Annotated in this window: 26 protein-coding genes; 10 read left to right on the top strand and 16 right to left on the bottom strand. The window is 73.6% G+C overall.

What is annotated here, in order from left to right; genetic code table 11:
* Positions 1-87: 87 nt before the first annotated feature.
* The 6 genes from AC1MBW_RS06345 to AC1MBW_RS06320 all read right to left on the bottom strand — a co-directional run bounded on the left by AC1MBW_RS06345 (position 88) and on the right by AC1MBW_RS06320 (position 5,626).
* Entirely contained in the window at positions 88-1,107 is a 1,020-nt protein-coding gene (locus AC1MBW_RS06345; RefSeq protein WP_480025852.1) for a DUF418 domain-containing protein, read from the bottom strand.
* 80 nt (positions 1,108-1,187) lie between these two features.
* Positions 1,188-1,505, bottom strand: a complete 318-nt coding sequence (locus AC1MBW_RS06340) for a hypothetical protein (protein ID WP_480025851.1) — start codon at positions 1,503-1,505, stop codon at positions 1,188-1,190.
* Between the two features lie 56 nt (positions 1,506-1,561).
* Positions 1,562-2,647 (bottom strand): ABC transporter ATP-binding protein, encoded by a 1,086-nt coding sequence (locus AC1MBW_RS06335; protein ID WP_480025850.1) that lies wholly within the window; start codon positions 2,645-2,647, stop codon positions 1,562-1,564.
* Entirely contained in the window at positions 2,644-3,513 is an 870-nt protein-coding gene (locus AC1MBW_RS06330) for an ABC transporter permease subunit (protein ID WP_480025849.1), read from the bottom strand. Before AC1MBW_RS06330 ends, AC1MBW_RS06335 begins: the two co-directional genes overlap by 4 nt.
* The gene (locus AC1MBW_RS06325; protein ID WP_480025848.1) at positions 3,510-4,490 is read right to left on the bottom strand and encodes an ABC transporter permease; all 981 of its coding nucleotides are present in this window, start codon (positions 4,488-4,490) and stop codon (positions 3,510-3,512) included. Before AC1MBW_RS06325 ends, AC1MBW_RS06330 begins: the two co-directional genes overlap by 4 nt.
* Positions 4,490-5,626: an ABC transporter substrate-binding protein gene (locus AC1MBW_RS06320; RefSeq protein WP_480025847.1), complete on the bottom strand. Its 1,137-nt coding sequence runs from the start codon at positions 5,624-5,626 to the stop codon at positions 4,490-4,492. The genes AC1MBW_RS06325 and AC1MBW_RS06320 overlap by 1 nt, the downstream gene beginning before the upstream one ends.
* A 158-nt stretch (positions 5,627-5,784) precedes the next feature.
* Between AC1MBW_RS06320 and AC1MBW_RS06315 the strand changes: the two genes are divergently transcribed.
* Positions 5,785-6,429, top strand: a complete 645-nt coding sequence (locus AC1MBW_RS06315; protein WP_480025846.1) for an NYN domain-containing protein — start codon at positions 5,785-5,787, stop codon at positions 6,427-6,429.
* A 203-nt stretch (positions 6,430-6,632) separates the two neighbouring features.
* Here the strand turns inward: AC1MBW_RS06315 and bla are convergent, their stop codons facing one another.
* A complete protein-coding gene (gene bla, locus AC1MBW_RS06310) occupies positions 6,633-7,586 on the bottom strand; it encodes a class A beta-lactamase (RefSeq protein ID WP_480025845.1) in 954 nt (317 codons plus the stop codon).
* Between the two features lie 71 nt (positions 7,587-7,657).
* Complete coding sequence (locus AC1MBW_RS06305; RefSeq protein ID WP_480025844.1) at positions 7,658-8,137, bottom strand: hypothetical protein; 480 nt, start codon at positions 8,135-8,137, stop codon at positions 7,658-7,660.
* Between the two features lie 128 nt (positions 8,138-8,265).
* On the opposite strand from AC1MBW_RS06305, the gene AC1MBW_RS06300 reads away from it, so the two are divergent.
* From AC1MBW_RS06300 to AC1MBW_RS06290, 3 genes are all read left to right on the top strand, one after another.
* Positions 8,266-9,231 carry an ABC transporter ATP-binding protein gene (locus AC1MBW_RS06300; protein WP_480025843.1) on the top strand — a complete coding sequence of 322 codons (966 nt, stop codon included), beginning with the start codon at positions 8,266-8,268 and terminating at the stop codon, positions 9,229-9,231.
* Between the two features lie 80 nt (positions 9,232-9,311).
* Positions 9,312-10,295 (top strand): ABC transporter substrate-binding protein, encoded by a 984-nt coding sequence (locus AC1MBW_RS06295; protein ID WP_480026082.1) that lies wholly within the window; start codon positions 9,312-9,314, stop codon positions 10,293-10,295.
* Between the two features lie 8 nt (positions 10,296-10,303).
* Positions 10,304-12,457 (top strand): iron ABC transporter permease, encoded by a 2,154-nt coding sequence (locus AC1MBW_RS06290; RefSeq protein WP_480025842.1) that lies wholly within the window; start codon positions 10,304-10,306, stop codon positions 12,455-12,457.
* Positions 12,458-12,583: 126 nt separating this feature from the next.
* On the opposite strand, the gene AC1MBW_RS06285 is transcribed toward AC1MBW_RS06290, so the two are convergent.
* The 4 genes from AC1MBW_RS06285 to AC1MBW_RS06270 form a co-directional block, all read right to left on the bottom strand.
* A complete protein-coding gene (locus AC1MBW_RS06285) occupies positions 12,584-13,018 on the bottom strand; it encodes a DUF2809 domain-containing protein (RefSeq protein ID WP_480025841.1) in 435 nt (144 codons plus the stop codon).
* Positions 13,019-13,056: 38 nt separating this feature from the next.
* Positions 13,057-14,358 carry a hypothetical protein gene (locus AC1MBW_RS06280; protein ID WP_480025840.1) on the bottom strand — a complete coding sequence of 434 codons (1,302 nt, stop codon included), beginning with the start codon at positions 14,356-14,358 and terminating at the stop codon, positions 13,057-13,059.
* A 162-nt stretch (positions 14,359-14,520) separates the two neighbouring features.
* Positions 14,521-16,134, bottom strand: a complete 1,614-nt coding sequence (locus AC1MBW_RS06275; protein WP_480025839.1) for a GMC family oxidoreductase — start codon at positions 16,132-16,134, stop codon at positions 14,521-14,523.
* Positions 16,131-17,504, bottom strand: coding sequence for an alpha/beta hydrolase (locus tag AC1MBW_RS06270; RefSeq protein WP_480025838.1), 1,374 nt, complete (start codon positions 17,502-17,504; stop codon positions 16,131-16,133). The genes AC1MBW_RS06275 and AC1MBW_RS06270 overlap by 4 nt, the downstream gene beginning before the upstream one ends.
* A 240-nt stretch (positions 17,505-17,744) precedes the next feature.
* Here AC1MBW_RS06270 and AC1MBW_RS06265 point away from each other — a divergent pair, with 240 nt between their 5' ends.
* Positions 17,745-17,897 carry a hypothetical protein gene (locus AC1MBW_RS06265; RefSeq protein WP_156155479.1) on the top strand — a complete coding sequence of 51 codons (153 nt, stop codon included), beginning with the start codon at positions 17,745-17,747 and terminating at the stop codon, positions 17,895-17,897.
* Between the two features lie 68 nt (positions 17,898-17,965).
* Positions 17,966-18,262 (top strand): ribonuclease E inhibitor RraB, encoded by a 297-nt coding sequence (locus AC1MBW_RS06260; protein WP_480025837.1) that lies wholly within the window; start codon positions 17,966-17,968, stop codon positions 18,260-18,262.
* Positions 18,263-18,366: 104 nt separating this feature from the next.
* On the opposite strand, the gene AC1MBW_RS06255 is transcribed toward AC1MBW_RS06260, so the two are convergent.
* The 4 genes from AC1MBW_RS06255 to AC1MBW_RS06240 all read right to left on the bottom strand — a co-directional run bounded on the left by AC1MBW_RS06255 (position 18,367) and on the right by AC1MBW_RS06240 (position 22,306).
* On the bottom strand, positions 18,367-19,200 hold the full coding sequence (locus AC1MBW_RS06255; protein ID WP_480025836.1) for an SDR family NAD(P)-dependent oxidoreductase: 834 nt from the start codon (positions 19,198-19,200) through the stop codon (positions 18,367-18,369).
* Positions 19,201-19,242: 42 nt separating this feature from the next.
* Entirely contained in the window at positions 19,243-20,073 is an 831-nt protein-coding gene (locus AC1MBW_RS06250; protein ID WP_054145949.1) for an ABC transporter ATP-binding protein, read from the bottom strand.
* 77 nt (positions 20,074-20,150) lie between these two features.
* Positions 20,151-21,248 (bottom strand): FecCD family ABC transporter permease, encoded by a 1,098-nt coding sequence (locus AC1MBW_RS06245; protein ID WP_480025835.1) that lies wholly within the window; start codon positions 21,246-21,248, stop codon positions 20,151-20,153.
* Positions 21,245-22,306, bottom strand: a complete 1,062-nt coding sequence (locus AC1MBW_RS06240) for a FecCD family ABC transporter permease (RefSeq protein WP_480025834.1) — start codon at positions 22,304-22,306, stop codon at positions 21,245-21,247. Before AC1MBW_RS06240 ends, AC1MBW_RS06245 begins: the two co-directional genes overlap by 4 nt.
* Positions 22,307-22,428: 122 nt before the next feature.
* On the opposite strand from AC1MBW_RS06240, the gene AC1MBW_RS06235 reads away from it, so the two are divergent.
* The 4 genes from AC1MBW_RS06235 (at position 22,429) to AC1MBW_RS06220 (ending at position 26,238) form a co-directional block, all read left to right on the top strand.
* Positions 22,429-23,424 carry an iron-siderophore ABC transporter substrate-binding protein gene (locus AC1MBW_RS06235; RefSeq protein WP_480025833.1) on the top strand — a complete coding sequence of 332 codons (996 nt, stop codon included), beginning with the start codon at positions 22,429-22,431 and terminating at the stop codon, positions 23,422-23,424.
* Positions 23,425-23,522: 98 nt separating this feature from the next.
* Entirely contained in the window at positions 23,523-23,882 is a 360-nt protein-coding gene (locus AC1MBW_RS06230) for a hypothetical protein (protein ID WP_054145935.1), read from the top strand.
* 70 nt (positions 23,883-23,952) lie between these two features.
* Complete coding sequence (locus tag AC1MBW_RS06225; protein WP_480025832.1) at positions 23,953-25,311, top strand: alpha-amylase family glycosyl hydrolase; 1,359 nt, start codon at positions 23,953-23,955, stop codon at positions 25,309-25,311.
* Between the two features lie 105 nt (positions 25,312-25,416).
* Positions 25,417-26,238: a hypothetical protein gene (locus AC1MBW_RS06220; protein WP_480025831.1), complete on the top strand. Its 822-nt coding sequence runs from the start codon at positions 25,417-25,419 to the stop codon at positions 26,236-26,238.
* The last annotated feature ends 11 nt before the right edge of the window (positions 26,239-26,249 follow it).

Here is a 26,249-nt window from a genome sequence, read left to right as displayed (position 1 = left end):
GTGGTCCCGGATCGTGGTCCGGGGGTGCGTGGAGGACGATTCGCGACCACTCGACCACCGGACCCGGGGAGGCGCGGGTCGCGTCGGTCAGGACGCCCGGCGCACCAGCGCGGCCGGACGCCACCAGGTGACGGTCCGCCAGGCCCACTCGACCGGTCCGTAGACGAACCGCGTGAGCCAGAGGCGACTGAGCACGGACTGCACGGCGATGAGCCCGACGCTGAGGGCCACCCCCGGCACGACGCTCGCCATGTGCCCGAAGTCGACCACGAGGGCGAGGCCCGCCACGACGATCGCGGCGACGACGTAGTTGGTCAGCGCCATGCGGCCCAGCGGCTCGAACACGGCGGCGATGACACGGCGGGCGGGGGTCCGCCAGAGCAGGGCGAGAGCGGTGGCGTAGGCGACGGCCATGACCAGCCCGGCGATGCCGCCCGGCGTCGAGAAACGGGGGTCGCCCGGGGTCGTGGCCTGCCAGAGCAGGGCCGGCACCGTGAGCACGGCCGCCCCGGCGAAGACCAGCGCGACGCCGCGCCCGGCCGACTCGAGCACGCGGGGCAGTCCGTACGCCGCGGCGCCCGCACCGAGCAGCATCAGGCCGGGGGTCGAGACGAGGCCGCCACCGGTCAGGGCGTAGGCCGCCACGGTCAGCGCGGCACCGAGCGCCAGGGTCGCCCAGCGCGGGGCGAACAGGACGATCGGCAGCATGACGAGGCCGACGACGCCGTACTCGAGCAGCACGTTCCCGGGGTAGACGAGCATGAGCAGCCCGCCGATCGCGACGAGACCGACCAGGCGGCGCACCATGACGAGCCCGGCTCGGGGCGAGCGCGACCGGGCGCCGGCGAGCACGAACCACAGGCTCATGCCGAAGAGGAACACGAAGATGGGCACGAACCGGGTCTGGACCGTGAGGTACAGCAGGTCGCGCGTCGGGTCGTCGACCGGACCGGCGTTCTCGATCGCCAGGTCGATGCCGAGGCGGGTGATGTCGAGCGTGTTGACCAGCAGGATGCCGAACAGGGCGAAGCCGCGCAGCGAGTCGACGAACCTCCAGCGGGTGCCGGGGGTGGGCGGGGAGTCGACGGCGGGCGCAGCAGAGGTCATGTGCCCAGCCAAGCCGACCCGCGCCTCCTGGTCGTCCCTCGCGGGGATGGCCGGCCTCCGTCTGAAGTATCAGATATGAGCTAGATGAGCTTCCACTCGGCGCGGTACTCGTCGCAGGTGAGCCGGTCGAGATCCGCCTCGATGTCGACCTTCGACTCGTCGGCGCCGGTGAGGCCCTGAGGCGGGAGCCGATGGATCTCGCGACCGGTCGACCGCTCACGCACCACGACGTCGAAGCCCGGCCACTCACCCTCGAACGAGCCGAGGAAGAACGCGGTGACGACCGAGACGAGCCACCGCCCGGCGACGAGCAGCCGCGGTCGCCGGGTGGTGACGATCTCGACCTGCCACACCGAGGAGGCGCGGGGCGCGTCGTCGGGGCCGGTCACCGGGGGCATGCCCCGAGGCTAGCGGCGGGGTCGGACGTGCCGCCTCCGTCGCCCGGCTGACCGCGTCAGGAGGCGCGGGTCGTCACGGCCACGCGGGCGGGCGTGAACGAGACGCGCACCGGCGCCCCCGGCTCGCGTCGTTCGTCGGCCCGGTGGTCGAGCACCAGCAGGGTCTCGCGGTCCACGCGCACGCGGGTGCGGCACACGGCCCCCAGGAACGACACCGACTCGACGACGCCCGCGAGGCCGCCCTGCTCGACGAACGACACGTCCTCGGGCCGCACGTAGGCCCAGACCGGTCCCTCGGCCGGCGTGCCCACGACCGGCACCTCGGGACAGCCCGCCAGGCGGACGAGCGCGCCGATGACCTCGCCCGACACCCGGTTGCTCGTCCCGACGAACTCGGCGACGAACGCCGTCGCGGGAGCCGAGTAGAGCTCCTCCGGGGTGCCCACCTGCTCGATCGACCCGGCGCGCATGACGGCGACGCGGTCGGCCACGGCCAGGGCCTCCTCCTGGTCGTGCGTGACGAACAGGGTCGTGATCGACAGTTCGCGCTGGATGCGGCGGATCTCGTCGCGCAGCTGCACCCGCACCTTCGCGTCGAGGGCGCTGAGCGGCTCGTCGAGCAGCAGCACCCGCGGTCGCGTGACCAGGGCCCGGGCCAGGGCGACGCGCTGCTGCTGGCCGCCCGAGAGCTGGTGGGCGTACCGCTCGCCGAGGTCGCCGAGCCCGACCAGGTCGAGCATCTCGCCCGCGCGGGCGGCCCGGGCGGCCTTGTCGACGCGACGCATGCGCAGCCCGAACTCGACGTTCTGCCGCACGGTCAGGTGGGGGAACAACGAGTACGCCTGGAACACCATGCCGACGTCGCGGCGGTGCGTCGGGACGCCGACCACGTCGTGGCCGTCGATCGTGATGCGGCCGCCCGTGACGTCCTCGAGCCCGGCGAGGCTGCGCAGCGCGGTGGTCTTGCCGCAGCCCGACGGGCCCAGCACGGCGACGAGCTCGCCGGGCTGCAGCTCGAGGTCGAGCCCGGTCAGGGCCCGGTGCCCCGCGAACTGCTTCGTGACGTCGTGGAACGCCACGGCGGCACCCGCACTGGCGCGGGTCGGACTCGTGACGGAGGGGCGGGGGAGCGTGGCGGTCACGAGAGGGCCTTCCGGGTGGGGATCGGGCGGGCGGCCCCGAGGGCTCCGACCCGGCCGATCACGAGCAGCAGCACGAAGGCGAAGGCCAGCGAGATCAGGGCGAGGATCACGGCGGCGTAGGGGTCGGAACGCGACACCTGCACCAGGGCGGTCTGCAGGTTCACGCGGTTGAGCAGCGAGGCGATGGTGAACTCTCCGAGCACCACGGCCACGGTGATGAACGCCGCCGCGAGCAGGCCCCGGCGCAGGCTCGGCACGACGACGAGGGCCATCGTGCGCGGCCAGCTCGAGCCGAGCGTGCGCGCGGCCTCGGTCAGCGTGCGGAGGTCGGTGGCCGCCAGGTCGGACTGGACCGCGCGGTAGGCGTAAGGCAGCACCGTGACGCCGTAGGCGAGGGCCAGCGTCCAGGCGCCCGAGCCTGCCACCCGCGACACGACCGAGTAGACCGGTGCGAGGCCGACCACGAGCACGATCGCCGGCACCGTGATCGGCACGAGGCAGACGAACTCCAGCGGCCGCACGAGGCGCGGGTAGCGCAGGTGCACGAGCACCATCGCCGGCACCAGCAGCACGAGCACGAGCAGTGCCGCGACGACGGCGAGCAGCAGCGAGTTCGTGACTCCCTCGACGAGGTTGCGGTACATCCGCTCGTTCTCGGGGTCGACGATCGCCAGCCAGTGGTCCAGGTCGTGGCCCGTGCCGTCGGCGCTGCGCAGCGAGAACGCGACCATCGCCGCGATCGGCACCGCGAAGAGGGCTCCCACGACGACCAGGGCGGTGCGGCGCGCGACCGTGCCCGCGCCTCCTGCGCTCGTCGACCGCGGAGCGCTCGTCGACTGCGGCGCGCTCGTGGACCGCGCGCTCATCGCTGCCACCGCTCGGTGCGGCGCTGCAGCAGCGAGTAGCCGGTCATCAGCACGGCCATGACGACGACCATGCCGAGCGCGAGCGCGCCGGCGACGTTCTCGCGGCCGAGCACGGTCTCGCTGATGAGAGCGGCGCGGATCTGCAACGGCACGATCTGCGCGCCCTGGCTGATCAGGGCGGCGGCGGTCGCGTACGACGAGAAGGCGTTGGCGAAGAGCAGCAGCAGGCTGCCGACGAACGCCGGGGCGAGCACCGGGACGACCACGCGGACGAGGTGCTGCCACCGGGTGCCGCCGAGCGTGGCGACGGCCTCGCTCCACTGCGGGCGGAGGCCGCTGACGGCGGGCATGAAGGTGATCACCATCAGGGGTACCTGGAAGTAGAGGTAGGGCAGCAGCAGCCCGGGCACCTGGTAGAACCAGACCCCGTCGGCGTAGAGGTCGACGCCGGCGACGTCGATCAGCAGCCGCGTGACGACGCCCTGGATGCCGATCGTCGCGATGAAGGCGAACGCCAGCATGACGCCGCCGAACTGGGCGAGCACGCTCGACGCGGCGTCGATCGCGCTGCGGACGGCTCCGTCGGGGCGCAGCGAGGTGAGGCCCCAGCAGACGACGGCTCCGACGACGGCCCCGGCCACCGCGGTGACGGCCGAGACCGCGGCCGAGCTGGCGAAGGCCCGCGCGATCAGCGGGTCGCCGAGCGCCGCGAGGTTGTCGAGCGTGGGAGCGCCGTCGCCGTCGACGAAGCCCGTCCCGAGGGCGAGCAGGCACGGCACGATCAGGAAGAGGAGCACCCAGACGGCGAACGGGGTCAGCCCCCACCACGCCGCCGGACGGCGCCGACCCCGCGAGGGGTCGACGCCGTCGGAGGACGAGGACGAGGAGGCGCGGGTCGACAGGCCGCCGCCGCCCCCTTCGTGCGCCGACCGCACGTCGGCGGTCGTGTCCGCCGCGCGGGTCGACGTCGTCACCATCAGCCGATCGCCGTGGCCCAGGTGTCGGCCAGGACCTTCGAGGCGGCCTCGGTCTGCTCGGCCGTGAACTGCACGGTGTCGGCGGGCTGCTCGCCGACCTTCTCGAGGGCGTCCTGGTCGACGGTGCCGGCCTCGGTCATCGCCGCGAGGCGGACGGGGTAGGCGCCGGCCGCGAGGTACAGGTTCTGCGCGTCGTCGCTCATGACGTACTCCTGCCACAGGCGGGCTGCGGCGGGGTGCGGTGCGTCGACGTTGATCGCCTGGTTGTAGTAGCTGCCGAGCGCGGTGCCGGGCAGCACGGCCGTCTTCCAGTCGCGTCCGCCGGCGTCGGCCGCGGCGGCCAGGTTGTTGTAGCTCCAGTCGAAGACGACCGGGGTCTCGCCCGAGGCGATGGTCGCCGGGGTCGGGTCGGTGGGCAGGAAGTTGCCCGCGTCGGAGAGCTTCGAGAACCAGTCGACGCCCGTGCTGACGTCGTCGGCGCTGCCGCCGGACTGCAGCGCGGCCCACTCGACGGCCGCGGCGGCGGCACCGGCTTGGGTCGGGTCCCCGTTGATCGCGACCTTGCCCTCGTAGTCGCCACCGAGGAGGTCGTCGAGGCTCTCGGGGGCGGGCACGGCGTCGGCGTCGTAGCCGACCGACATCAGGCCCGTGTAGTCGTAGACCCACTTCCCGTCGGCGTCCTTGTGGTCGTCGGCGATGTCGTCCCAGGTCGACACCTTGTAGGGCGCGAACTGGTCGAGGTTGGCGAGGGCGACGGCCGAGCCGAGGTCGAAGACGTCGGGTGCGGTGTCCTGACCCTTCAGGTTCTGCGCGGCGGTGATCTCCTCGGCGCTCGAGACGTCGGGGCTGTCCGAGTTGACGGTGATGTCGTACTTCTCCTCGAACCCGTCGATGATCTTCCCGTAGTTCGCCCAGGTGTCGGGCAGGGCGATGACGTTGAGCTCGCCCTCGGCCTGGGCGGCGCTGACGAGGGCGTCCATGCCGCCGAAGGCCTCGGCGCTGGTGGCGGTGGCGGCGTCGGTGCCGTTCGCCGCGCCTCCTGCACTGTCGGCGTCGGCGCTCGCCGAGCAGCCGGTCAGGGCGAGGGCGGCGATGCTGAGGGTCGCTGCCGAGACGAGCAGGCGCTTGTCGATCATGCGGTGTGGGTCCTTCGGGTGCGGGGCCGGGGTTCGCCGGGGACGGCGACGGGGGACCGGGCGGCCCGCTGGGCACGCTAAGGAGGCGCGGCGACGTCCCGGGGGAGGCCGCGTGAACGCGGGGCGAACAGGTGGTGGCGGGGTGTGCGGCGGACGGTGTGCCCAACCAACTCGCGGACGAGCTGCGGATCGATGGCCCTGGGGGCACACCCGCGCCGTTCGGGCTCGTCCACTGGCTCGATCTCGCGACTCTGGCCGCGCGTCTTTTCCCACACAGGGACGTCGTGGGGGTCAAGTACTTCACGGCCAAGCTCAAACCGTTGACGAACAACCCCGGGATCGGCCAGAGGCAACAGATCTACTGGGAGGCCTTGCGAACGACGCGTGTCGAGATCATCGAGGGTTCGTTCCAGTTCAACAAGCAGTTCCTGCCCCTGCACCCCGAGCAGTTGGATGCCGGTGGCCGGGTGGTCACGGTCAGAGTGAAGCGGCCCGAAGAGAAGGGCAGCGATGTGGCGCTGGCCTCACATCTCTTGGTGGATGCGTTCGAGGGACGCGCCGACTCGTACGCCGTTGTGACGAACGACTCGGATCTCGTCCCTCCGGTCCACATGCTCAGTCAGAGGGGTGTCGCCGTGGCCCTTGTGTCTGTGGTGGGCTCGCAGTACAACAAGGCGTTCAGTGCAGCTGGCCTCGAATCGGTCCGGCAGATCCGCCGAGGCAGTCTTGCTGCTTCGCAGTTCCCTGCAGCGATCACGACCGGTACCGGACGGACGATCCGCAAGCCCAAGACGTGGTCTTAAAAAGTGCAGGCCCCCGATTTCTCGGGGGCCGCGCTCGGTAGTCGAAACATCCGAGTGGTTACGCATCGACTCTAGCCCGAGACGCCCGAGCTGTCCATGGCGTTCACACCGACGGTGCCGCAGGAGCGCACATCGAGAGTTCGCCCGTCCGGATGAGTCATCACCGACCACCTGCCCCCGCCCCCGACGCCTCCGGGGCCGCGTCAGCGGGCGGCGGCCGCGGCGGCGAGGGCGATGCGGGCGGCCTCGGCGACCAGGGCGTCGTCGTAGGTCGCGGCCGGGTCGTTGCGCGTGGTGAGGACCGAGATCACCACGGGGTCGCCCGACGGGGGGACCACGATCGCGACGTCGTTGCGGATGCCGCCCGCGCCTCCGGACTTGTCGGCGATCTGCCAGCCGTCAGGGGCGCCGGCGCGGATCAGGGTGTCGCCGGTCGCGTTGCCCGACATCCACTCGAGCAGGGTGGCGCGGTCGTCGGCGGCGAGCCAGTCGCCGTCCGAGATGCGGGCGAGGGTGGCGGTGAAGGCGGCGGGCGTGGTCGTGTCAGCCGTGCTGTCCGGTGTGAGCGTGTTGAGCTCGGGTTCGCCGTGGACGACGTCGGTCACGTCGTCGCCCTGCGCGGCGAGGGCGGCGTCCAGCCCGGTCGGGCCGCCGAGCTCGGTGAGCACGAGGTTCAGCGCCGTGTTGTCGCTCTGCCGCACGGCCGCCTCGGCGAGCTGCCGCAGCGGGAGCCCGTCGGCGACGTGCTGACCGGTCAGCGGCGAGTAGCCGGCGGCGTCGACCTCGGCCTGGGTCCAGGTGACGACGCGGTCGAGGTCGGCGTCGTCGGTCGCGTCGAGCAGGGCCGCCGCGGCGAACGCCTTGAGGCTCGACGCGTAGCCGAAGCGCTCGTCGGCACGGTGGTCGAGGGTCGCGCCCGAGCCGGTGTCGAGCACGGAGAGCCCGACGCGCGCGTCGTACCGGGTCTCGAGGTCGGCCAGTGCGGACTCGACCTCGGGGGTCGCGAGGTCGGGCGCGGCGACCGGGCTGGGCAAGGGCACCGGGGTGGCGGTCGGGCTCGGGGCGGGGGCCGACGCCCCGGGCGTCGAGCAGGCGGCGAGGCCGAGGCCCAGGGTGGCGGCGATCGCGAGGGAGGCCGAGAGGGCGCGGGAGGACATGCGGCTCGTTTCGTCGTCGGGCGGAGGAGCGGTCACCACGATAGGCGAGACCTCTGTCGGCCCCGCGGGCGTCACGACACGACGGGATGTCCCTCCACACCTTCCGAGCGGTGGTGCTTCCAGTGCCGGTGCAGCCGGAGCAGCGCCCTGGTCGGCTCGGCCGACACCAGCGGCGCGAACGGCCCCGACACCCAGAACGCCGTCAGGGGAGTGGCGCGCCAGGGCAGACGAGGGCTCGTCCAGGCGATCCAGGGCAGGGTGCCCACCGATTCCGGCCCGGGCATCCGGCGGACGGCGTCGAGCGGGATGCGTCGGTTGCGGAAGAGTCCTCGGACGACGAACGCCTGCGGCTCGCATGAGACGCCGAGCGAGAGAGAGCGCATCACGAGGACTGCTCCCGCGACGAGACCGACCGCGGCGATGGCGACCACGAAGCCGACGTCCGCAGGGCCCTCGTATCCCGAGGCTCCTGCGAGGACCCCGAAGCCGGCGACGATGACGCCGAGAAGGGTGTTGCTGTATCGGATGAAGCGCGAGGCGGGGACGAACACCGCTGAATCCTGTCCCGTCGAGCGCCTCACCCGGAAGCCCCGCTCCGGGGGGACCGGGAGGCGCGGGTCGGCTCGACGTCGAGAGGCCGGGTTGCGGCTACGGGGTGAGGTTAGGCTAACCTAAGCACGTGACCACCGACCTGCCCCTCGCGGCCACCGCATCCTCCTCGGCCGCCCTCCGCGCCGACGACGTCTCGGTCGCCTACGACGGCGTCGACGTCGTCCGCGGGGCCCGCCTCGAGCTGCGGCCCGGCTGCGTCACCGCCCTCGTCGGCCCGAACGGCAGCGGCAAGTCGACCCTGTTGCGCACCCTCGCCCGACTGCAGAAGCCGCGCACGGGCTCGCTGACCCTCGCCGCGCCTCCTGAAGGGGGCGAGTGGTCCGAGAACGTCGTTCGCGCCTCGGGGAAGGACGATTCGCGACCACTCGACCGGCCCGACGCGCGCGAGAACACGGGCACGGGCACGGGCGAGGACGTCGACGCGTTCGAGCTGTCGTTGCGGCAGTTCGCGCAGCGCGTCGCGTTGCTGACGCAGGGGCGCCCGACCCCCGGCGGCCTCAGCGTGCGCGACGTCGTCGAGTTCGGCCGCTACCCGCACCGCGGCCGCTGGGGACGCTCCGACCCCGACGGCCCGGCCGCCGTCGACCGGGCTCTCGAGCTCACCGGCGTGGCCGACCTCGCCGACCGCGGCGTGGACCAGCTATCGGGCGGGCAGCTGCAGCGCGTCTGGCTCGCCAGCTGCCTCGCGCAGGACACGGGGGTGCTGCTGCTCGACGAGCCCACCACCTACCTCGACCTGCGCTACCAGGTCGAACTGCTCGACCTGGTCCGTGACCTGGCCGACTCGGGCCGCATCGCGGTCGGAGTCGTCCTGCACGACCTCGACCAGGCCGCCGCGCTCGCCGACCGCATCGTCGTGCTGAGCGAGGGCCGCATCGTCGCCGAGGGCGACCCCGGGGACGTGCTGACACCGCGCCTCCTGACCGACGTCTGGGGCATCCGCATCGACGTCGACACCGACCCCACCACCGGCCACCTGCGCACCCGCGCGATCGGCCGACACCACACCCGGGCCGAGACGCCCGTCCGATGAGAGAGACACCACCCGTGACCCAGCGCCCCCAGACGACGCCCCGCCACACCCCGAGCTCCGGCGGGCCCGCCCGCCGCCCCGTGCGCCGACTGCTGACGGTCACCGCCGTCGCGGCCGCCGCGGCCCTGACCCTGGCCGGCTGCGGCACCACCGAGTCGGCCGATGCCGGTTCGACCTCGGGCAGCGGTGAGCAGATCACCCTGACCGACGGCACGGGGGCCGAGATCACCCTCGACGGCCCGGCGTCCAAGGTCGTCGGCACCGAGTGGAACGTCGTCGAGGACCTCGTCGCCCTCGGCGTCGAGCCCGTGGGCGTCGCCGACGTCAAGGGATACAACGAGTGGGACGCGGCCGTGCCGCTGACCAACGAGCCGACCGACATCGGCACCCGCGGCGAGCCGAGCCTCGACACCGTCGCGTCACTCGCGCCCGACCTGATCGTCGCGACCGATGGCCTCAGCGCCGACGCCGTCGAGCAGCTGAAGGAGATCGCTCCCGTGCTGCAGGTCACCTCGGCCGACGCCTCGCGCCAGATCGAGCACAGCATGGACAACCTCGACCTCATCGCCAAGGCGACCGGCACCGAGGACAAGGCGACCGAGGTGAAGAAGGAGTTCACCGACGCCGTCGAGTCGGGCAAGCAGGCCCTCGCCGACGCCGGCCTCGCCGGCACGCCGTTCGCCTTCGCCGACGGGTACGTCGACGCCGGCCAGGTCAGCATCCGGCCCTACGCCAAGGGCTCGCTCGTCGCCGACGTCACCGAAGAGCTGGGTCTGACCAACGCCTGGACCGTCGAGGGCGACGAGGCGTACGGCCTCGCCACGACCGACGTCGAAGGCCTCACGCAGCTGCCCGCCGACGTGCAGTTCCTCTACATCGACAACACGGCCGCCGGTGCCGACGACCCGTTCGCGGTGTCGCTCGCCTCGAACGCCGTCTGGACGTCGCTGCCGTTCGTGCAGTCCGGTGACGTGCACCGCCTCGACGACGGCATCTGGATGTTCGGTGGCCCGGCCGCGATGACCGCCTACGTCGACTCGCTGGTGTCGACGCTGACGAAGTAACCGGCACCGTGAGCACGACCGTCACCCCCACCGACCCCGCGCCGTCCCGGCTCGACGAGCCCGCCGCCGGGCCCGACGAGCGGGCGCTGCGCGCGGCACGAGCCCAGGAGGCGCGGCTCGCCGCCCCCCGTCGGCTCACGCTCGGGTCGGTGGGTGTGACGGTCGCGCTGGTCGCCGTCGTCGTGGTGCTCGCCCTCGTGGACGTCACGCAGGGCACCGCCGACGTCGGCGCCCGGCAGGTCTGGCAGGCGCTGACCGGCACCGCGACGGCCGGCGACGCGTCCGTGGTGGTGGCCTCGCGCCTCCCGCGGATGGTCGCCGGCCTGCTGGTCGGCGTCGCCCTCGGCGCCGCGGGTGCGGCCCTGCAGCAGATGAGCCGCAACGTGCTCGCCTCGCCCGACACCCTCGCCGTGAACGCCGGGGCCTACGTCGCGCTCGCGCTCGCCGCCGTCACCGGGCTGAGCCTGCCCCTGCTCGCGTCGTCCGGCGTCGCTTTCGTCGGTGGGCTGCTCGCCGCGGGGCTCGTGCTCGCCGTGTCCGGGCTCGGAGCGGGCACCGTGCGGCTCGTGCTCGCCGGCAGCGCCCTCGCCCTCGGCCTCGCCTCGGTGACGAGTGCCCTCCTGCTGCTCTTCCCGCAGCAGACCGCCGGGCTCTACGCCTGGGGCCAGGGCAGCATCTCGCAGAACGGCTTCGACGGCGTCGTGCAGCTCGCCCCGGTGATCGTCGTCGGGCTGCTGGTGCTCGTCGCGATGAACCTCCGCGTGGACGCCCTCGCCCTCGGGGACGACGCCGCCCGCAGCGTCGGCGTCGACGTCCGCACCACCCGCGTGGTGACCGTCCTCGCGGCCGTGCTGCTCTCGGCCGCCGCCGTCACCCTCGCGGGGCCGATCGGCTTCGTCGGTCTCTGCGCCCCCGCCCTCGTCCGGCTGCTGCGTCGGGCCGTGCCCGCCGTCCGCCGCTTCCTCGTCTTCCTGCCCCTCGCGGCCCTGGCCGGCGCCGCCCTCGTGCTCGGCGCCGACGTGCTGCTGCGCGCCCTGGTCGGTGCCGAGACGTCGGTGCAGGTGCCGACCGGCGTGGTGACCTCGCTGCTCGGGGCGGTCGTCCTCGTCGTGCTGGCCTTCCGCGCCCGCGACCACGGCGGCGTCACCCCGACCGACCGGCACCCCGTCGTCTCGCGCCTGCGCTTCGTGGTCGTCCTCGTGGTCGTGCTCGCCGCCCTCGTCGCCGTCGTGCTCGGCTCGGTGCTGCTCGGCGACGCCAAGCTGTTGCTCGGCGACGTCGCCAACTGGGTGGCCGGCCGGTCCGGCCGCGTCGTCACCTACGTGCTCGACACGCGCGTGCCGCGGGTCGCGGCCGCCCTGGCGGCGGGTGCGGCGTTGGCCCTCGCCGGCACGCTCGTGCAGGCCGTCACCCGCAACCCGCTCGCCGAGCCGGGCATCCTCGGCGTGACGGGCGGAGCCGGCCTCGGGGCCGTGCTGCTCGTCACCACCGTGCCGCTCGCGACGGGCTGGGGAATCGCGGGTGGGGCGTTCGCCGGAGCCGTCGCCGCGGCCGTGGTCGTGTTCGGCCTCGCCTCGCGCGGAGGCTTCCCGCAGAACCGGCTCGTGCTGATCGGCATCGGCGTCTCGACGGCGACGGCGGCCGCGATCAGCCTGCTGATCGTACTCACGGACCCGTTCAACGGCGCGAAGGCGCTCACCTGGCTGTCCGGCTCGACCTACGGCCGCACGCTCGACGACGCCCTACCGGTGTCGCTGGTGCTCGTGGCCGCTCTCGTCGTGGTCGTGCTGCTGCGTCGTCGCCTCGACCTGCTCGGGGTGGACGACGACACCCCGCGCCTCCTCGGGGTCTCGTTGTCGCGGTCGCGGCTGGTCTTCCTGGCGCTGGCGGTGCTGCTCACGGCGACGGCCGTGGCCGCCGTCGGCGTGGTCGGATTCGTCGGGCTCGTCGCCCCGCACGCCGCGCGTTCGCTGGTCGGACGGCGGCACGCGCGGGTGCTGCCCGTGGCCGTGCTGCTCGGTGCCGTGCTGGTCTGCGCCGCGGACGTGCTCGGCCGCACGCTGATCGCCCCGGCGCAGCTCGGCGCCGGCCTGCTGACCGCCGTCATCGGCACGCCGTACTTCGTCTGGCTGCTCTGGCGCGGGCGGGCCTCGGCTAGCTGAGGCCCCGGCACTGGCTCTGGCGCGGGCCCTGGCTCTCGCGCCGGTCGAGTGGGCAGAAGACGTCCTTCGCGTCTCGACGAAGGACACTCCGCGCCCACTCGACCCGCGCCTCCGGGGCTGAGGGGGTCAGGAGGCGCGGCGCAGCATCCGGAGCAGCACCAGTCCCGAGACCCCACCGGCGAGGTACCCGAGCAGGTCGGTCGTCGCGAACGTCGAGCCGAGCACCCACGCCGCGGGCGGGAACGCCTCCGAGACGGCGGCGGGCAGCCCGGTCAGCTGCAGCAGCTCGACCCCGACCGAGGCCGCCGTGGCGACACCGGACACGATGACGGCGGGCAGGCGCGGGGCGACGAGCGCGAGCAGCAGGGCGAGCAGCACGGTGTAGAGGGCCGAGCCGAGCAGGTCGCCGGTCAACCCGGGCACGGCGAGCTTCGCGACGACGCCGAGCACGACCGTCGTGGCCGCCGCGACCGCCGTGACGGTTGTCGCGGTCCGCAGCCGTCGCGCACGCCCCGGGCGCGCGTCCCGCGGGTCGAGTGGTCGCGAACCGTCCTTCGTCACAGCGCGAGGGACGCTTCGCGACCACTCGACGGGCGGCGTCACGAGAGGCACCCGGTCTGGACGCCGAACGACAAGCCGTCGGCCGTGCCGCGGATGCTCGCCGACTCGATGCCGTCGGGACGGCCGGGTGGCGCGGACCAGTAGTCGCGGCCCATCGCCCGACCGGCCTGGTGGAACCCGTCGGCCGACCACCCGTCGGCGACCGCGTCGAACGGGACCTGCGCGTCGTCGTAGACGGTGAACACGGGCACGAGCACCGACCCGACCACTCGCGTGCCGAACTCGGTCTCGCACAGTTCGCGTCTGGTCTCGACCTCGGCCGGCACGCCCGTCGCCGCCACGGATGCCTCGACGTAGGCGCGCACGGCGGCCTCCTGCTCGGGCAGGTCGGCGAGCGGTCCGGGGTTGACGTAGGGACGCTCACCGACGTCGCCCGGCTCGGGCTCCGGACCGTCGTCGGGTTCGGGTGCGCCGAGGGGCAGGCCGACCCAGCCGGTCACCGGGGTGGCCGCGTCCGGCCGCTGCACCGAGAAGCCCGTGCGGCGGGCGACCCCGGAGTCGGCCTGCTCGTCGACCGCACCCCGCAGGGTGGTGACCACGACGTCGGGGGCGTAGGTCGAGACGCGCAGCGACGGTCGCGTGCTCGCCGTGGCGTCGCCGGGGACGAAGGCGAGTTCGGTCACGCCGTCGAGGGCGAGGACGGCGTCGATCGTCGCGAGCATCGTCGGCGCCGGTGAGGTCGGGGTCAGGGCCACGGACGGAGCGACGGACGTCGTGGTCGCGGCCTGGCCGAGCCGCACCGTGAAGGGCGGGTCGGCCGTGCCGAGGTGGGGCTGGACGGCGTCCGCGGCGTCGGCGAACGATCGCCCGGATGCGACGACCCCCGTGAAGGCGTACCGCGTCGTGTCGATCGAGGCGAGGGCGCTCTCGACGCGCAGGGCACCGGCCAGCGCGACGCGGGTCTCCGACGTCGGGTCGACGGTGACCGCGGCGAGACCCGGGCCGGCGGGGACGTCGAGGTCGATGCCGAGGACGGCGCCCGTGACGCCGTCACCCACCGCACCGTCGACGAGGGCGGCGACCGCGAGGTCGGGGTCGTCGGCCACGACGTCGACGTAGGCGTCCCAGGTGAACGGGTCGTCCTTCGCGTCGCGCTGCTGCAGTCGGGTCTCGACCGAGGCGACGCCGTCGACGGCCGTGATCCGGTCGGCGAGCTCGGCCAGGGACTCCTCGGACCCCTCGGGCGGTGGTTCGGCGAAGAAGCACGACGTGAGGCCGCACGCGACGACGACGGTCGCCAGCGATGCCGCGATCGCCCGGTGCAGCGTTCGTGAGGCCATCTCTCGAGCGTACGAACCGGCCCGACGGGCCGCGTCCTCCTCGGGGACCACACCGTGCGCCGGGAGGACCATCCCGTCAGCCCACCGACGGACGTCCCCCGACGACGCGACCCGCGCCTCCTGGGCTGGGAGGCTCAGGAGGCGCGGGTCGCGTCGGGCGGGTCAGGCCGCGTCGACGACGCGCGAGACGTCCGCGCCGACGCGCTCGCCGGCGACCGTGCCCGAGAGCCCGGCGCTCGCCAGGAAGCGGTCGGCGGTGCGCAGGCCGAGCGCCATGATCGTCAGCGCGGGGTTGGCGACGACGGCGCTCGGGAAGACCGAGTTGTCGGCGATCCAGAGGTTGGGCACGTCGAAGCTGCGTCCGTCGGGGTCGACCACGGCCGTCGCCGGGTCGGTGCCCATGCGGCAGGTGCCGATCGTGTGCGCCGTGCGGGCCAGGACGCGGATGTCGCGCCCGCCGGCCGCCTCGACGATGGCCGTCATGGTCTCGACGGCGTGGTCGTCGATCGCCTTCTCGTTCTCGCCGGGCGTGAACGTGACGACGACCTTGGGCATGCCGAACTCGTCGACCTCGTCGGACAGCGTCAACCGGTTCTGCTCGCTCGGCAGGCACTCGGCGTTGATGCCGACGCCCGCCATGAAGCGGTAGTCGTCGAGCGCCTTCACGAGGTCGGGGCCCCACAGGCCGGCGCCGCGGGCCAGGGTCGTGGCCAGCGTCAGGGGCATCGCGCCGAGGCTCTGGATCAGGTAGCCGCCGACGAAGTCGACGCCCTCGGGGCGCATCGTGTCTTCGGTGATGATCGACGACGGGTACCCGCGGTAGCCGCGCATCTCGGTGTCGAAGGTGCCCCAGACCTGCGTGGCGCCGTGGGCCATGAAGTTGCGGCCGACCTGGTCGCTGCTGTTCGCGATGCCGGCGTGGAGCAGCAGGCGCGGGGTCTCGACACCGCCCGCGCAGAGGAAGAGCGCGGCGGTGCGCTGACGGTGCTCGACACCGTCGCGGACGTAGACCACGGCCGACACCTCGCCGGCCTCGTCGAGCTCGATGCCCGTGACCATGGACTCGGGGCGGATCTCGGCCCCGTTCGCGACGGCCATCGGCAGGTAGCTCGTGTCCATGCTGACCTTGGCGCCGCTGCGGCACCCCTGGTGGCAGCTGCCGCAGCCGACGCACGCCGGGCGGGTGCCGACGTGCTCCTGGCGCCAGTCACGGCTGACCAGGGCGGCGGGGGCGTCGGTCGCCCGGATGCCCAGGGCCTCGCAGCCGCGGATCATCATGTCGCTCGACGCGTTGCGCGCGGGCGGCGGCATCAGGTACGAACGCGACGGGTCCCACGGGTAGTCGGCCGGGCCGGAGACGCCGACGAAGTGCTCGACCTCTTCGATGTAGTCGATCAGCTCGGCGTGGTCGACCGGCCAGTCCTCGCCCTTGCCGGTCAGCGACTTCAGCTTCAGGTCGCGCTCGTCGGGGCGGGGCGTGAACGCGCCCCAGTGCAGGGTGGAGCCGCCGACGCCCTTGCCGCTGTTGTTCTGGCCGAACGCGGTCGGGGTCTCGCCGCCGCTGAGGCGCTCGTCCATCCAGTTGATCTGGACGGCCTCGATCTCGTCCTGCGTGTACTCGTCGGGCTCGAAGTTGCGGCCCGCCTCGAGGGCGACGACCTTCAAGCCCTGCAGGGCGAGCTTCGCCAGGATCGGGGCACCACCGGCTCCGGTGCCGATGACGACCGCGTCGACGACCTCGGACTCGTCGTAGGTGCGTTGTCCGTCGAGCTTCATCGGGTGACCTCCATGGCTGGTTCCCAGCCTTCTCGTTGGCCGGCGCCGAGCCGGCTGAATCCTTGCAGGGCGCGACCGGCACGGCCGTTCGCGAAACCGTCGAAGCCGATGCGTTCCATCGTCGCGGGGTGGGCGAGCCAGGCCTTGACCAGGTCGACGCGGCAGTCCTCGAACCACGCGGTCAGCTGCTCCGCCGAGAAGGAGTCCGTCGCGGGTGCCTCGCCCGCGACGATGGCCGTGAGGTGCGCGTCTTGCTGCTCGGGCGTCAGGTCGCTGAAGTCGGCCAGGGCGTCGAGGCCCAGCGCGTAGGCCTCGGGGTCGGTCGGCAGGTCGGCGTTGCGCCAACCGTCGCCCTGGCCCGCGGCCAGCTGGGCGTCGACCCGGGCGGCGAGGTCGATCGAGTGGTCGGGGTCGTCCTGCGGCACGACGCGGGCGGCGACGGCGCGCAGCGTGGTCAGCTGGGCCTCGGTCAGCACCTGCGGCGCGTAGCGCGGGTCGTCGGCGACGGCTCGCTTCGCGAGGATGCCGCGGGTGTTCGAGGCGGTGCGGCTCGACGCGATGACGCGGGCGAAGTCGTCCGACAACACCGGAGTCCGCCCGGCGTCGTCGCGCCAGAAGTCGACGACGGCCGAAGCGACCTCGGCCGGACGCTCGAGCGGCAGCAGGTGGCCGGCCCCGTCGAGGGTCAGGTGCGTGGCGCGCGGGTAGACGGAGCCGTTGAGGCGACGCTGGGCGTCCTCGCCGAGCGGCCCGTCGGCGCCGCCGGCCACGATCAGGGCGGGCAGGTCGAGGGTGCCGACCTCGGCCGACCAGTCCTCGCGGCTGCCGCGGTCGAACCAGGCCGTCCACGCCTCGGGGGAGGTGCGGTGCAGGTCGGCGAGGGCCTGGTCGTCGAGCGCCGTGGGCAAGGGTGAGCCCACGTTGTCGTCGACGAAGGCGCGGGTCGTGTCGGCGTCGAGCGGGCCGTCGGCGGCCGCGGCGATCATCTGCTCGCGGTTCTGCTCGTCCATGGGTTCGGGAGACGGGGGCGAGGCCGCGAGCAGCACCACCCCGGCGAGGCCGAAGAGCCCGCCCTGGCCGGCGAGCGTGCGGGCCGCGACGATCGAGGCGATCTTGCCGCCCATGCTGTGGCCGACGAGCAGCCAGCGGGTGGCGCCGTGTCGGCGGATCTGCCGGGTGACCTGACGGACCATGTCGTCGACGGTCACGCCGTCGGCGGTGGTGGCGTCGCCGAAGCCGGGCAGGTCGAGGGCGACCACCTCGAAGTCGTCGCCGAGTGCGTCGGTGACGGGGCCGTACTCGAGTCGGCTCATGCCGAGGGCGTGCAGGCAGAACAGGGTCGGGCGGGTGGTGGTCGTGTCGCTGGTCACTCGGACTCCTCGGAGAAGACGTGGTGCCGGGCGACGTCCCCCGTCGCGCCGACGACCTCGACGCTACGTCCGGCCGCCGACATCGGGCCGAATGAGGGCGTGCGGTCCGTGCCGGTGGTACGACTGACTGCCCGAGGACGATGGTCGGGACGCTGGGAGGCGTACCCCGAGGAGGCGCGGGCGGCGGATGCTCAGGAGTCGCGCCTTGTGCGGGCCCCGCCACCCCGGGAGGATGGACGGATGGAAACTGTCATCATCGCCCTCATGGTCATCGGGTCGATCGTCGTCATCTTCGGCATCGTCTTCTTCTTGGTCGCGGCGGTGCTGCCCTCCCGTGCGCCGCGTGCCGACCGTCGCGGCCGCGGCGGACGCCCCGCCGCCCGCACCCGCTGATCGGGGCCCGGGGCGCGACGACGGACACGGGACTCGTCGTCCACCTCCAGCGCTGCGCGGCCCAGCTGGTGACCCGCCACGAGCTCCGCGACCGGTTCGACCTCGCGCGGACGGTCACGCACTCCGCAGGCTTCCCGCGCCGCGCGGCTGCCGAACGGGCAGCAGGCGAGCTGCGCAGCTCGGGCTACGACGCCACGGTCACCCGGCACGGTCTGCTGGGGGCCGATCTGCGGGCCAGCCGTGAGGACGCGCTCGACGACGACCGCGCCGTGACCTTCACCCGCGAGGTGTTCGACGTCGTGCAGCGAGCCGGCGGTCGGTACGACGGCTGGAGCGCCGAGGTCGTCGCCGAAGCCCAGGCCTGAGCCGGCTGCCCCGCCTGTGCCCCGGGTCGAACCACCGATGTGGTGTCGAACCGCCGATGTCCGTGGTTCGACACCACATCGGTGGTTCGACCTCGCTTCCCGCTCTACGGGACGATCGCGTCGACGTAACCGCCGTCGACCCGCAGCGCCCCGCCCGTCGTCGCCGAGGCGAAGCGCGAGCTGAGGTAGACCACCATGTTCGCGATCTCCTCCGGCTCGATCAGGCGCTGGATCAGCGACTGCGGCCGGTGCCTCAGCATGAACTCGTGCTGGGCCTCGTCCCAGGGCAGGTCGTCGCCGACCAGCTCGCGCACGAACTCCTCGACGCCACCCGTGTGCGTCGGCCCGGCGATGACGCTGTTGACCGTCACGCCCGAGCCCGCCGCCGCCTTCGCGAAGCCCCGCGACACCCCGAGCAGCGCCGTCTTCGACACTCCGTAATGGATCATCTCGACCGGCGTCACGATCGCCGAGTCGCTCGCGATGTACTGCACCCTGCCCCAGCCGTGCTCCATCATGCCGGGCAGGTAGGCCCGCGTCAGCCGCACGGCCGAGAGCACGTTCGTCTCGAAGTAGCGCCGCCACTCGTCGTCGTCGATGCTCAACGCGTCGGCCGAGCCGAAGACGCCGAGGTTGTTCACCAGCACGTCGACCTCGGGGAAGGCCGCGACCGCCGCCCGGGCGCCCGCCTCGGTGGCCAGGTCGGCCGCGAGCGTGACGACCCGCGCCTCCTGGGCTTCGTGGTCGAGGGCCGCGAAGGCGGCGTCCTCGGCCAACGATGCGAGGAGGCGCGCTCGGGCCGCCCCCGTGGTCTCGGTCGAGCGTCCGTTCACGATGACGCGGGCCCCGGCGGCGGCGAGCCCCCGGGCGATCGCGAAGCCGATGCCCTGGGTCGATCCGGTGACGAGTGCGGTGGTGCCGTCGAGTTCGATCTTCATGGGTCCATCCTGCTCGCCGGCACCCCGGGTGCCTACCCGACCTCAGCGGCGGCGCGGCACGACCATGGGCGAACCGGTCACGGGATCCGGCACGACGACGCAGGGCAGGTCGAACACGTCGGTCACGAGCTGCTCGGTCAGCACCTCGGCCGGGGTGCCCGTCGCCACCACGTCGCCGTCGGCCATCACGATCAGGTCGGTCGCGTACCGCGCGGCCTGGTTGAGGTCGTGCAGCACCGCGACCACGGTCGTGCCCTGCCCGTGCAGCCGGGCGAACAGGTCGAGCAGGTCGTACTGGTGGGCGATGTCGAGGTAGGTCGTCGGCTCGTCGAGCAGCAGCACCGGGGTCTGCTGCGCGAGCGCCATCGCCACCCACACCCGCTGCCGCTGCCCGCCCGACAGTTCGTCGACGGGCACGTCGACCAGCTCGGTGAGGTCGGTCTCGGCCAGGGCCGCGTCGACGGCCTCGCGGTCGGTGCCGGTCCACTGCCGGAAGAGCCCCTGGTGCGGGTAGCGGCCGCGCGCGACGAGCTCGGCGACCGTGATGCCGTCGGGTGCGGTCGAGGTCTGCGGCAGCAGGCCGACGATGCGGGCCACCTCTTTCGCCGGCACGCCCGCGAGCTCGCGTCCGTCGAGCAGGACCGACCCCGACCGGGGCTTCAGGAGGCGCGCGAAGGCCCTCAGCAGGGTCGACTTCCCGCAGGCGTTCGGCCCGACGATGACCGTGAACGAGCCGTCGCGCACGTCGGCGTCGACGGCCTCGCTCACCGTGCGCCGGTCGTAGGCGAGGTGCGCTCCGCGGGCGACGAGGCGGGAGGAGCGGCTCCCGTCGGAGGCGCGGGCGGCGCCGGTCCCGTCGGGCGCACGGGTCACGTCGGGCGCACGGGTCACGTCGGGCGCACCGGGCGCACCGGTCACGTCGGGGGAGGGCGGGCGGGTGGCGTCGGCGTTCACGCGGACCTCCTGGATTCCGAGACGAGCAGCGTGATCAGGTAGACCCCGCCGATCACGAGGGTGACGAGGCCGACCGGCACCGGGTTGGCGGCCACGTGCTGGGCGACCAGGTCGGCGACGAGCAGCAGCACCCCGCCGACGAGCCCACCCGCGACGAGCGGCACCCCGGCCGAGCGCACCAGGCGGCGGGCGAGCTGCGGCGCGGCCAGGGCCACGAACGCGATCGGCCCGGTGCTGGCGGTCACGACGGCGGTCAGCGCGATGCCGACGACGACCAGCGCCAGGCGCGACCGTTCGGCGCTGAGGCCGTGCGACCGGGCGGCGTCGTCGCCGAGCTCGAGCTGACGCAGCGGCCGGGACAACCCCGTCACGAGCGGGGTCAGCACGACGAGCAGCACCAGCGCCGGGACGAGCTGCTGCCAGCCGACCAGCGCGAGCGAGCCCGCCCCCCAGAACGACGCGGTCAGCGCGACCTCGTTCTGGGCGCGCAGCAGGAGCCAGCTGTTGACGGAGTGCAGCAGGGCCGTGACACCGATGCCCACGATGATGAGCCGCAGTCCGTGCACGCCGCGGCGGTAGGCGAGCACGTAGACGACCAGGGCGGTGACGAGCCCGCCGATCAGGGCGCCGGCGGCCGTGCCGATCGTCGAGGCCGCCCCCGACACGATGACGACGATCGCCCCGGTGTAGGCGCCGGTCGAGAAGCCGATCACGTCGGGCGAGCCCAGCGGGTTGCGGGTCAGCGACTGGAAGATCGCGCCCGAGACGCCGAGCGCGGCGCCGAAGACGAGGGCCGCGAGGACGCGCGGCAGCCGCCAGTTCAGCACGATGGTCGACGCGAACCCGTCGCCGCCGAACAGGGCCCGCACGACCTCGGGCGGGCTGAGCGGGTAGTCGCCGATGCCGAGGGCGACGACCGCGACGACGACGGCCACCACGACCAGCACCAGCGTCGCCGTGCGTCGACGCCCGCCGGTCGAGCGCCACGAGCGCAGGAGGCGCGGGCCGACACCCGAGGACCCCGGCGTCGTCCGTGACCCCGACGTCGTCCCCCTGCCCGAAGTCGAGTGCGTGCCCTCGTCCGCCCGCGTCATGCGCCGCCCACCCGTCGGCGTCGGGCGATCGCGATGAGCACCGGTGCCCCGATCGCAGCCGTGACGAGCCCGGCGGCCAGCTCGCCCGGGGGAGCGACCACGCGACCGAGCACGTCCGCGAGGAGCAGCAACACGGGCCCGAGCACGGCCGAGAGCGCGGTGATCCAGGGTTGGCTGGGGCCGACGACGCCGCGGGCGGCGTGCGCGACCATGAGCCCCACGAACGCGACGGGCCCGACCACCGCGGTCGCGCCTCCGGCCAGCAGGGTGACGACGACCAACGAGACGACGCGGACGGCGGGCACCGAGACGCCGACCGACGCGGCGTGCTCGTCGCCGAGCGCGACGGCGTCGAGCGGGCGCGAGGCGATCAGGGCGACGACGACCCCGGCCGCGACGAAGGGCAGCACGGTGACCACGGGCTCCCAGCCGCGGTCGGCGAGCGAGCCGACCTCCCACGCGCGGACGGCGTCGAAGCGGCGGGGATCGGCCAGCACGATCGACGAGGTGATGCCCGCGAGCACCGACCCGAGCGCGAGGCCGGCGAGGGTCAGGCGGGCGGGACCACCGCCTCCTCGTCCGGCGCCGCCGATCAGCGCGACGGCGACCGTCGCGACACCGGCGCCGACGAACGAGAACCAGACCCAGCCGCTCGCCGAGGTGACCCCGGCGAAGCCGACCGCGAGGGCGACGGCGAAGGCGCTGCCCGAGGTGACGCCGAGGATGCCGGGGTCGGCCAGCGGGTTGCGCGTCACGGCCTGCACGACGGCGCCGGCGACCCCGAGCCCGGCCCCGGCCACGATCGCGGCGACCGTGCGCGGCAGCCGGAGGTCGAGAACGACCGTGGCGTCGGCCGTGTCGCGGCTCGCGGCGCCGGTGAGGATGCGCAGCACCTCGTCGAGGGCGACCGGCCGCGCGCCGACGGCGAGGCCCAGCACGACGGCGAGGGCCAGCAGGGCCAGGGCGGCCACGAGGGCGAGGAGGCGCGTGCGGGTGCGCCGGGAGCCTCGCGTCGGTCGCGGGGCGCGGCCGACCGTGAGCGCTCGGGGCATCGCCATGATGATTAGCTTAGGCTACCCTCACTTGGAGTCCTGCCGGGCGGCGTCCGCCGCGACACCCGGCACCCGACCTCCCGCCCGACACCACGTCTCCGCACCGACGTCACAGCCCTGAGGAACACATGCGCAAGTCACTCTCGATCGCCGCCGCCGTCGCGGTCGCCACCCTCGCCCTGGCCGGCTGCTCGGCCGACACCGACTCCGACGACGCCGCCGGCGGAGCCTCGGGCGGGTCGGGAGCGTTCCCCGTCTCGATCGACACGAAGTTCGGCGAGGTCACCGTCGAGAAGAAGCCGACGCGCGTCGTCGCGTTGGGCTGGGGCGACGCCGAGGCGGCGCTCGCGCTGGGCGTGCAGCCCGTCGGGGCGTCGGACTGGCTGGCCTTCGGCGACGAGGCCGACGGCGTCGGCCCCTGGGCGCAGGGTCTCTACGACCAGGCCCCCGAGATCATCGGCACCCTGGAGCCCTCGTACGAGGCGATCGCGGCCCTCGAGCCCGACGTGATCCTCGACACGAAGAGCTCGGGCGACCAGGAGCGCTACGACCGCCTCTCGAGCATCGCCCCGACGGTCGGCGTGCCCGAGGGCGGCGACAGCTACCTGACCGACTTCGACGACCAGATGGAGCTCGTGTCGAAGGCGCTGGGCGAAGAGGCGAAGGGCGAGCAGCTCGTCGACGAGAACGAGAAGGCCGTCGAGGCCGTCGCCGCCGCCCACCCCGAGTGGGAGGGCAAGACGATCACCGCCGCCACGAAGACCAGCGAGGGCTGGGGCGCCTACGTCGAGGACAGCGAGCGGGTCGACCAACTCGAGGCGCTCGGCTTCGAGCAGAACCCCGCCATCTCGGCGTTGAAGCCGAACGCCGGCGGCTTCTCGGTGTCGATCTCGAGCGAGCAGCTCGACCAGATCGACGCCGACGTCATCGTGGCGTTCCCGATCTACATCGACACGACGGAGATCACCGACGACCCGCAGTGGAAGGCCCTGTCGGCGGTGCAGGAGGGCCACGCGGTCGTCATCGACGGTGACGTCGCCGCCGCGTACTCGCTCGGTTCGGCCCTGTCGCGCCAGTACGCGCTGGAGAAGCTGGTGCCGCTGCTCGAGGGCGCCACGAAGTAGTCGCCGCGCCCCCTCCGCGCTGCGCCGATCCGGCCCGCACACCCCTTCCGAGCCGGGGCGTGCGGGCCGGATCGCTGCAGAGGGTGAAAGATGTTCTGGTGACCCACGAGCTGCACGACCTGATGACCCCCGAGAAGAACGTCCAACGCATCATGTGGACCGGCACGATCTGGTTCGTCGCCGCGGTCGGCAGCGTGGCGGTGGCCCTGGGGTTGCTGCTCTCGTCCGGCTGGCGTCCGGCGGTGCTCTCGGCCGGTGTGGCCACCCTGTTCTGGGTCGGTGCCGCGCTCGTCGCCCTGAGCGTCGGCCTGATCGGCTGGTCGGGCTGCCCGATCCTCGAGGTCGACGTCCCCACGGCCGACCGCAACAAGACCCGCACGATGCAGGCCGGCACGATGCTCTTCATCGTCGGCGGTGCCGCCGCGCTGCTCGCCGTCCTCCTCGGCCCCGCGAGCTGAGCCCTGCGAGCTGAGCCCTGCGAGTCGAGCGGGGGACACCTCACGAGCGCCCGTCACTAGGGTGGCGCGAATGAGCGAACACGAGCCCACGACGACGGCCACCGCCGTGCCGGGCCCCGACTGGACCGAGCACGTCGTGTGGTGGCACGTGTACCCCCTGGGATTCGTCGGGGCGGACACGACGGGAGCGGACCGCTCGCCGGCACCGCGCCTCCTCGATCTCGTGCCGTGGCTCGACCACCTGCTGGCGCTCGGCGCCAACGGGCTCGCCCTCGGGCCGGTCTTCGCGTCGTCGACCCACGGCTACGACACGATCGACTGGTTCACGGTCGACCCGCGCCTCGGCACCGAGGCCGACCTCGTCACGCTGATCGAGGCCGCCCACGCGAAGGGCGTCAAGGTCATGCTCGACGGCGTCTTCAACCACGTCGGCCCCGAGTTCCCCGCGCTGGTCGAGGCCCGTCGTGACCCCGACTCCCGCGAGGCCTCGCTGTTCCGACGCGAGGCCGACGGCAGCCTGGGCACCTTCGAGGGTCACGACGGGCTGATCGCCCTCGACCACTCGTCGCCCGAGGTGGCCCGCACGGTGACCGACGTGCTGACCTACTGGGCCGACCGCGGAGCCGACGCCTGGCGCCTCGACGCCGCCTACTCGGTGCCCTCGGAGTTCTGGGCGGCCGTGCTGCCCCCGCTGCGTGAGCGGCACCCCGACGTGTACGTCGTCGGCGAGGTGCTGCACGGGGACTACGCGGCGGCCGTCCGCGACGGAGGCCTCGACTCGGTCACCCAGTACGAACTGTGGCAGGGCGTCTGGCACGCCCTGGCCGAGGTCAACCTGTTCGAGCTCGAGTGGGCGCTGCAGCGTCACGACGGGTTCCTCGACGACTTCGTGCCGCTGACCTTCGTCGGCAACCACGACGTCACGCGCATCGCCAGCCAGATCGACGACGAGCGCCACCACGACCACGCGATCGTCCTGCTCTTCACCCTCGGCGGCACGCCCTCGGTCTACTACGGCGACGAGTTCGGCCTGCGGGCCGTCAAGGAGGCGCGGGTCGGCGGCGACGACGCCGTGCGCCCCGCGTTCCCCTCGACGCCTGCCGAGACCCCGGGTGCCGGCGTGCCGGGCGCCCTCCCCGAGGTCCTCGCCCTGCACCAGGAACTCATCGGCGTGCGACGTCGGCACCCGTGGCTGCACACCGCCCGCAGCCGCACCGTGTCGGTCGCGAACGAGTCGCTCGTGCTCGAGGTGACGGCGGCCGGCCCCGGCTCGGGCGGGTCGCTGATCGTCGCGCTCAACCTCGGCGACGACGAGCTGCGCGTGGCGGACCCCGCCCCGGGCGAGTGGCTGGCCGGCCGGGACGCCGGCCTCGACGGCGACGTGCTGTCGGTGGGGCCGCACGGCTGGGCGGTCGTCGCGCGCGCCTGACCCGGCCCGCGCCTCCTGGGGCCGCCGGTCGAGGCCGTCCGCCGCTCGTGGGCATCCCCTGGGAGTCGCGACGCGCCCGCCCGAGCCCTCGCTACCGTGCCACGCATGGCAAAGACACGAGAGCTACTCATGACCTCGACCCTCGCCGTCGGTGCGCTGGTCGCCGCCACCGGGTGCACCTCCGACCCCGCCGTCACGGCTCCGACCGCGGCGGCCACGGGCTCGCCGAGTGCCACCGCGACCGCCACCGTCCCGGCCGACGCGCAGCAGGCCTCGGCCGAGCAGGCGATCGTCGTCCGCTACCTCGAGGCGATCGCCGACGGTGACACGGCGGCCGCCTGGGCTCTGCTCAGCCCCGAGGCGCAGCAGTTCTACGGCACCGAGCAGACCTTCGCCTCGTCCTCGCCGAGCGACGGGACGGTGACACCCGACGAGGCGGCCGTCCTGAGCGATGCCGACCTCGCCTCCGCCGAGGGCCCCGAGGGCGCCTTCACCCTGGTGAGCGCCACGACCGACGACCTCGCCGACGCCTGGGTCGTGCGCGAGACCTCCGACGGCCTCCGCGTCGACGACGCGGGCGTGCCGCCGACCGGCGACTCCCTCTACGAGTGGACCAACCCGGCCGCCGGGGCCGAGGACCAGACCGCAGGAGGCGCGGCGTACGACACCACGGCCCCCGCGTCGATCTCGTTCGCCAGCCCGCAGAGCCAGGACCAGACCGAGCCGAGCGTCGTCGGCTACCCCGACACCCTGTGGGTGTTCCTCGACGGGCAGCAGCTGCCGTCGGTCGAGGCCGTCTCGGCCGGTTCGGGCAAGCGCTTCACGACCGAGATCGGCGAGTCGAGCGGGGCCGGGCGCGGTCTGACCGTCGTCTGGCAGACGGGGGCCGAGTCGCTCGGCTGGCGCAGCAGCACCGTCGTGCTCTGAGGCGCGCGCCG

The sequence above is a fragment of the Frigoribacterium sp. AP1 genome (genome assembly GCF_056680555.1).
This window is presented reverse-complemented; position numbering and strand designations above follow the sequence as displayed.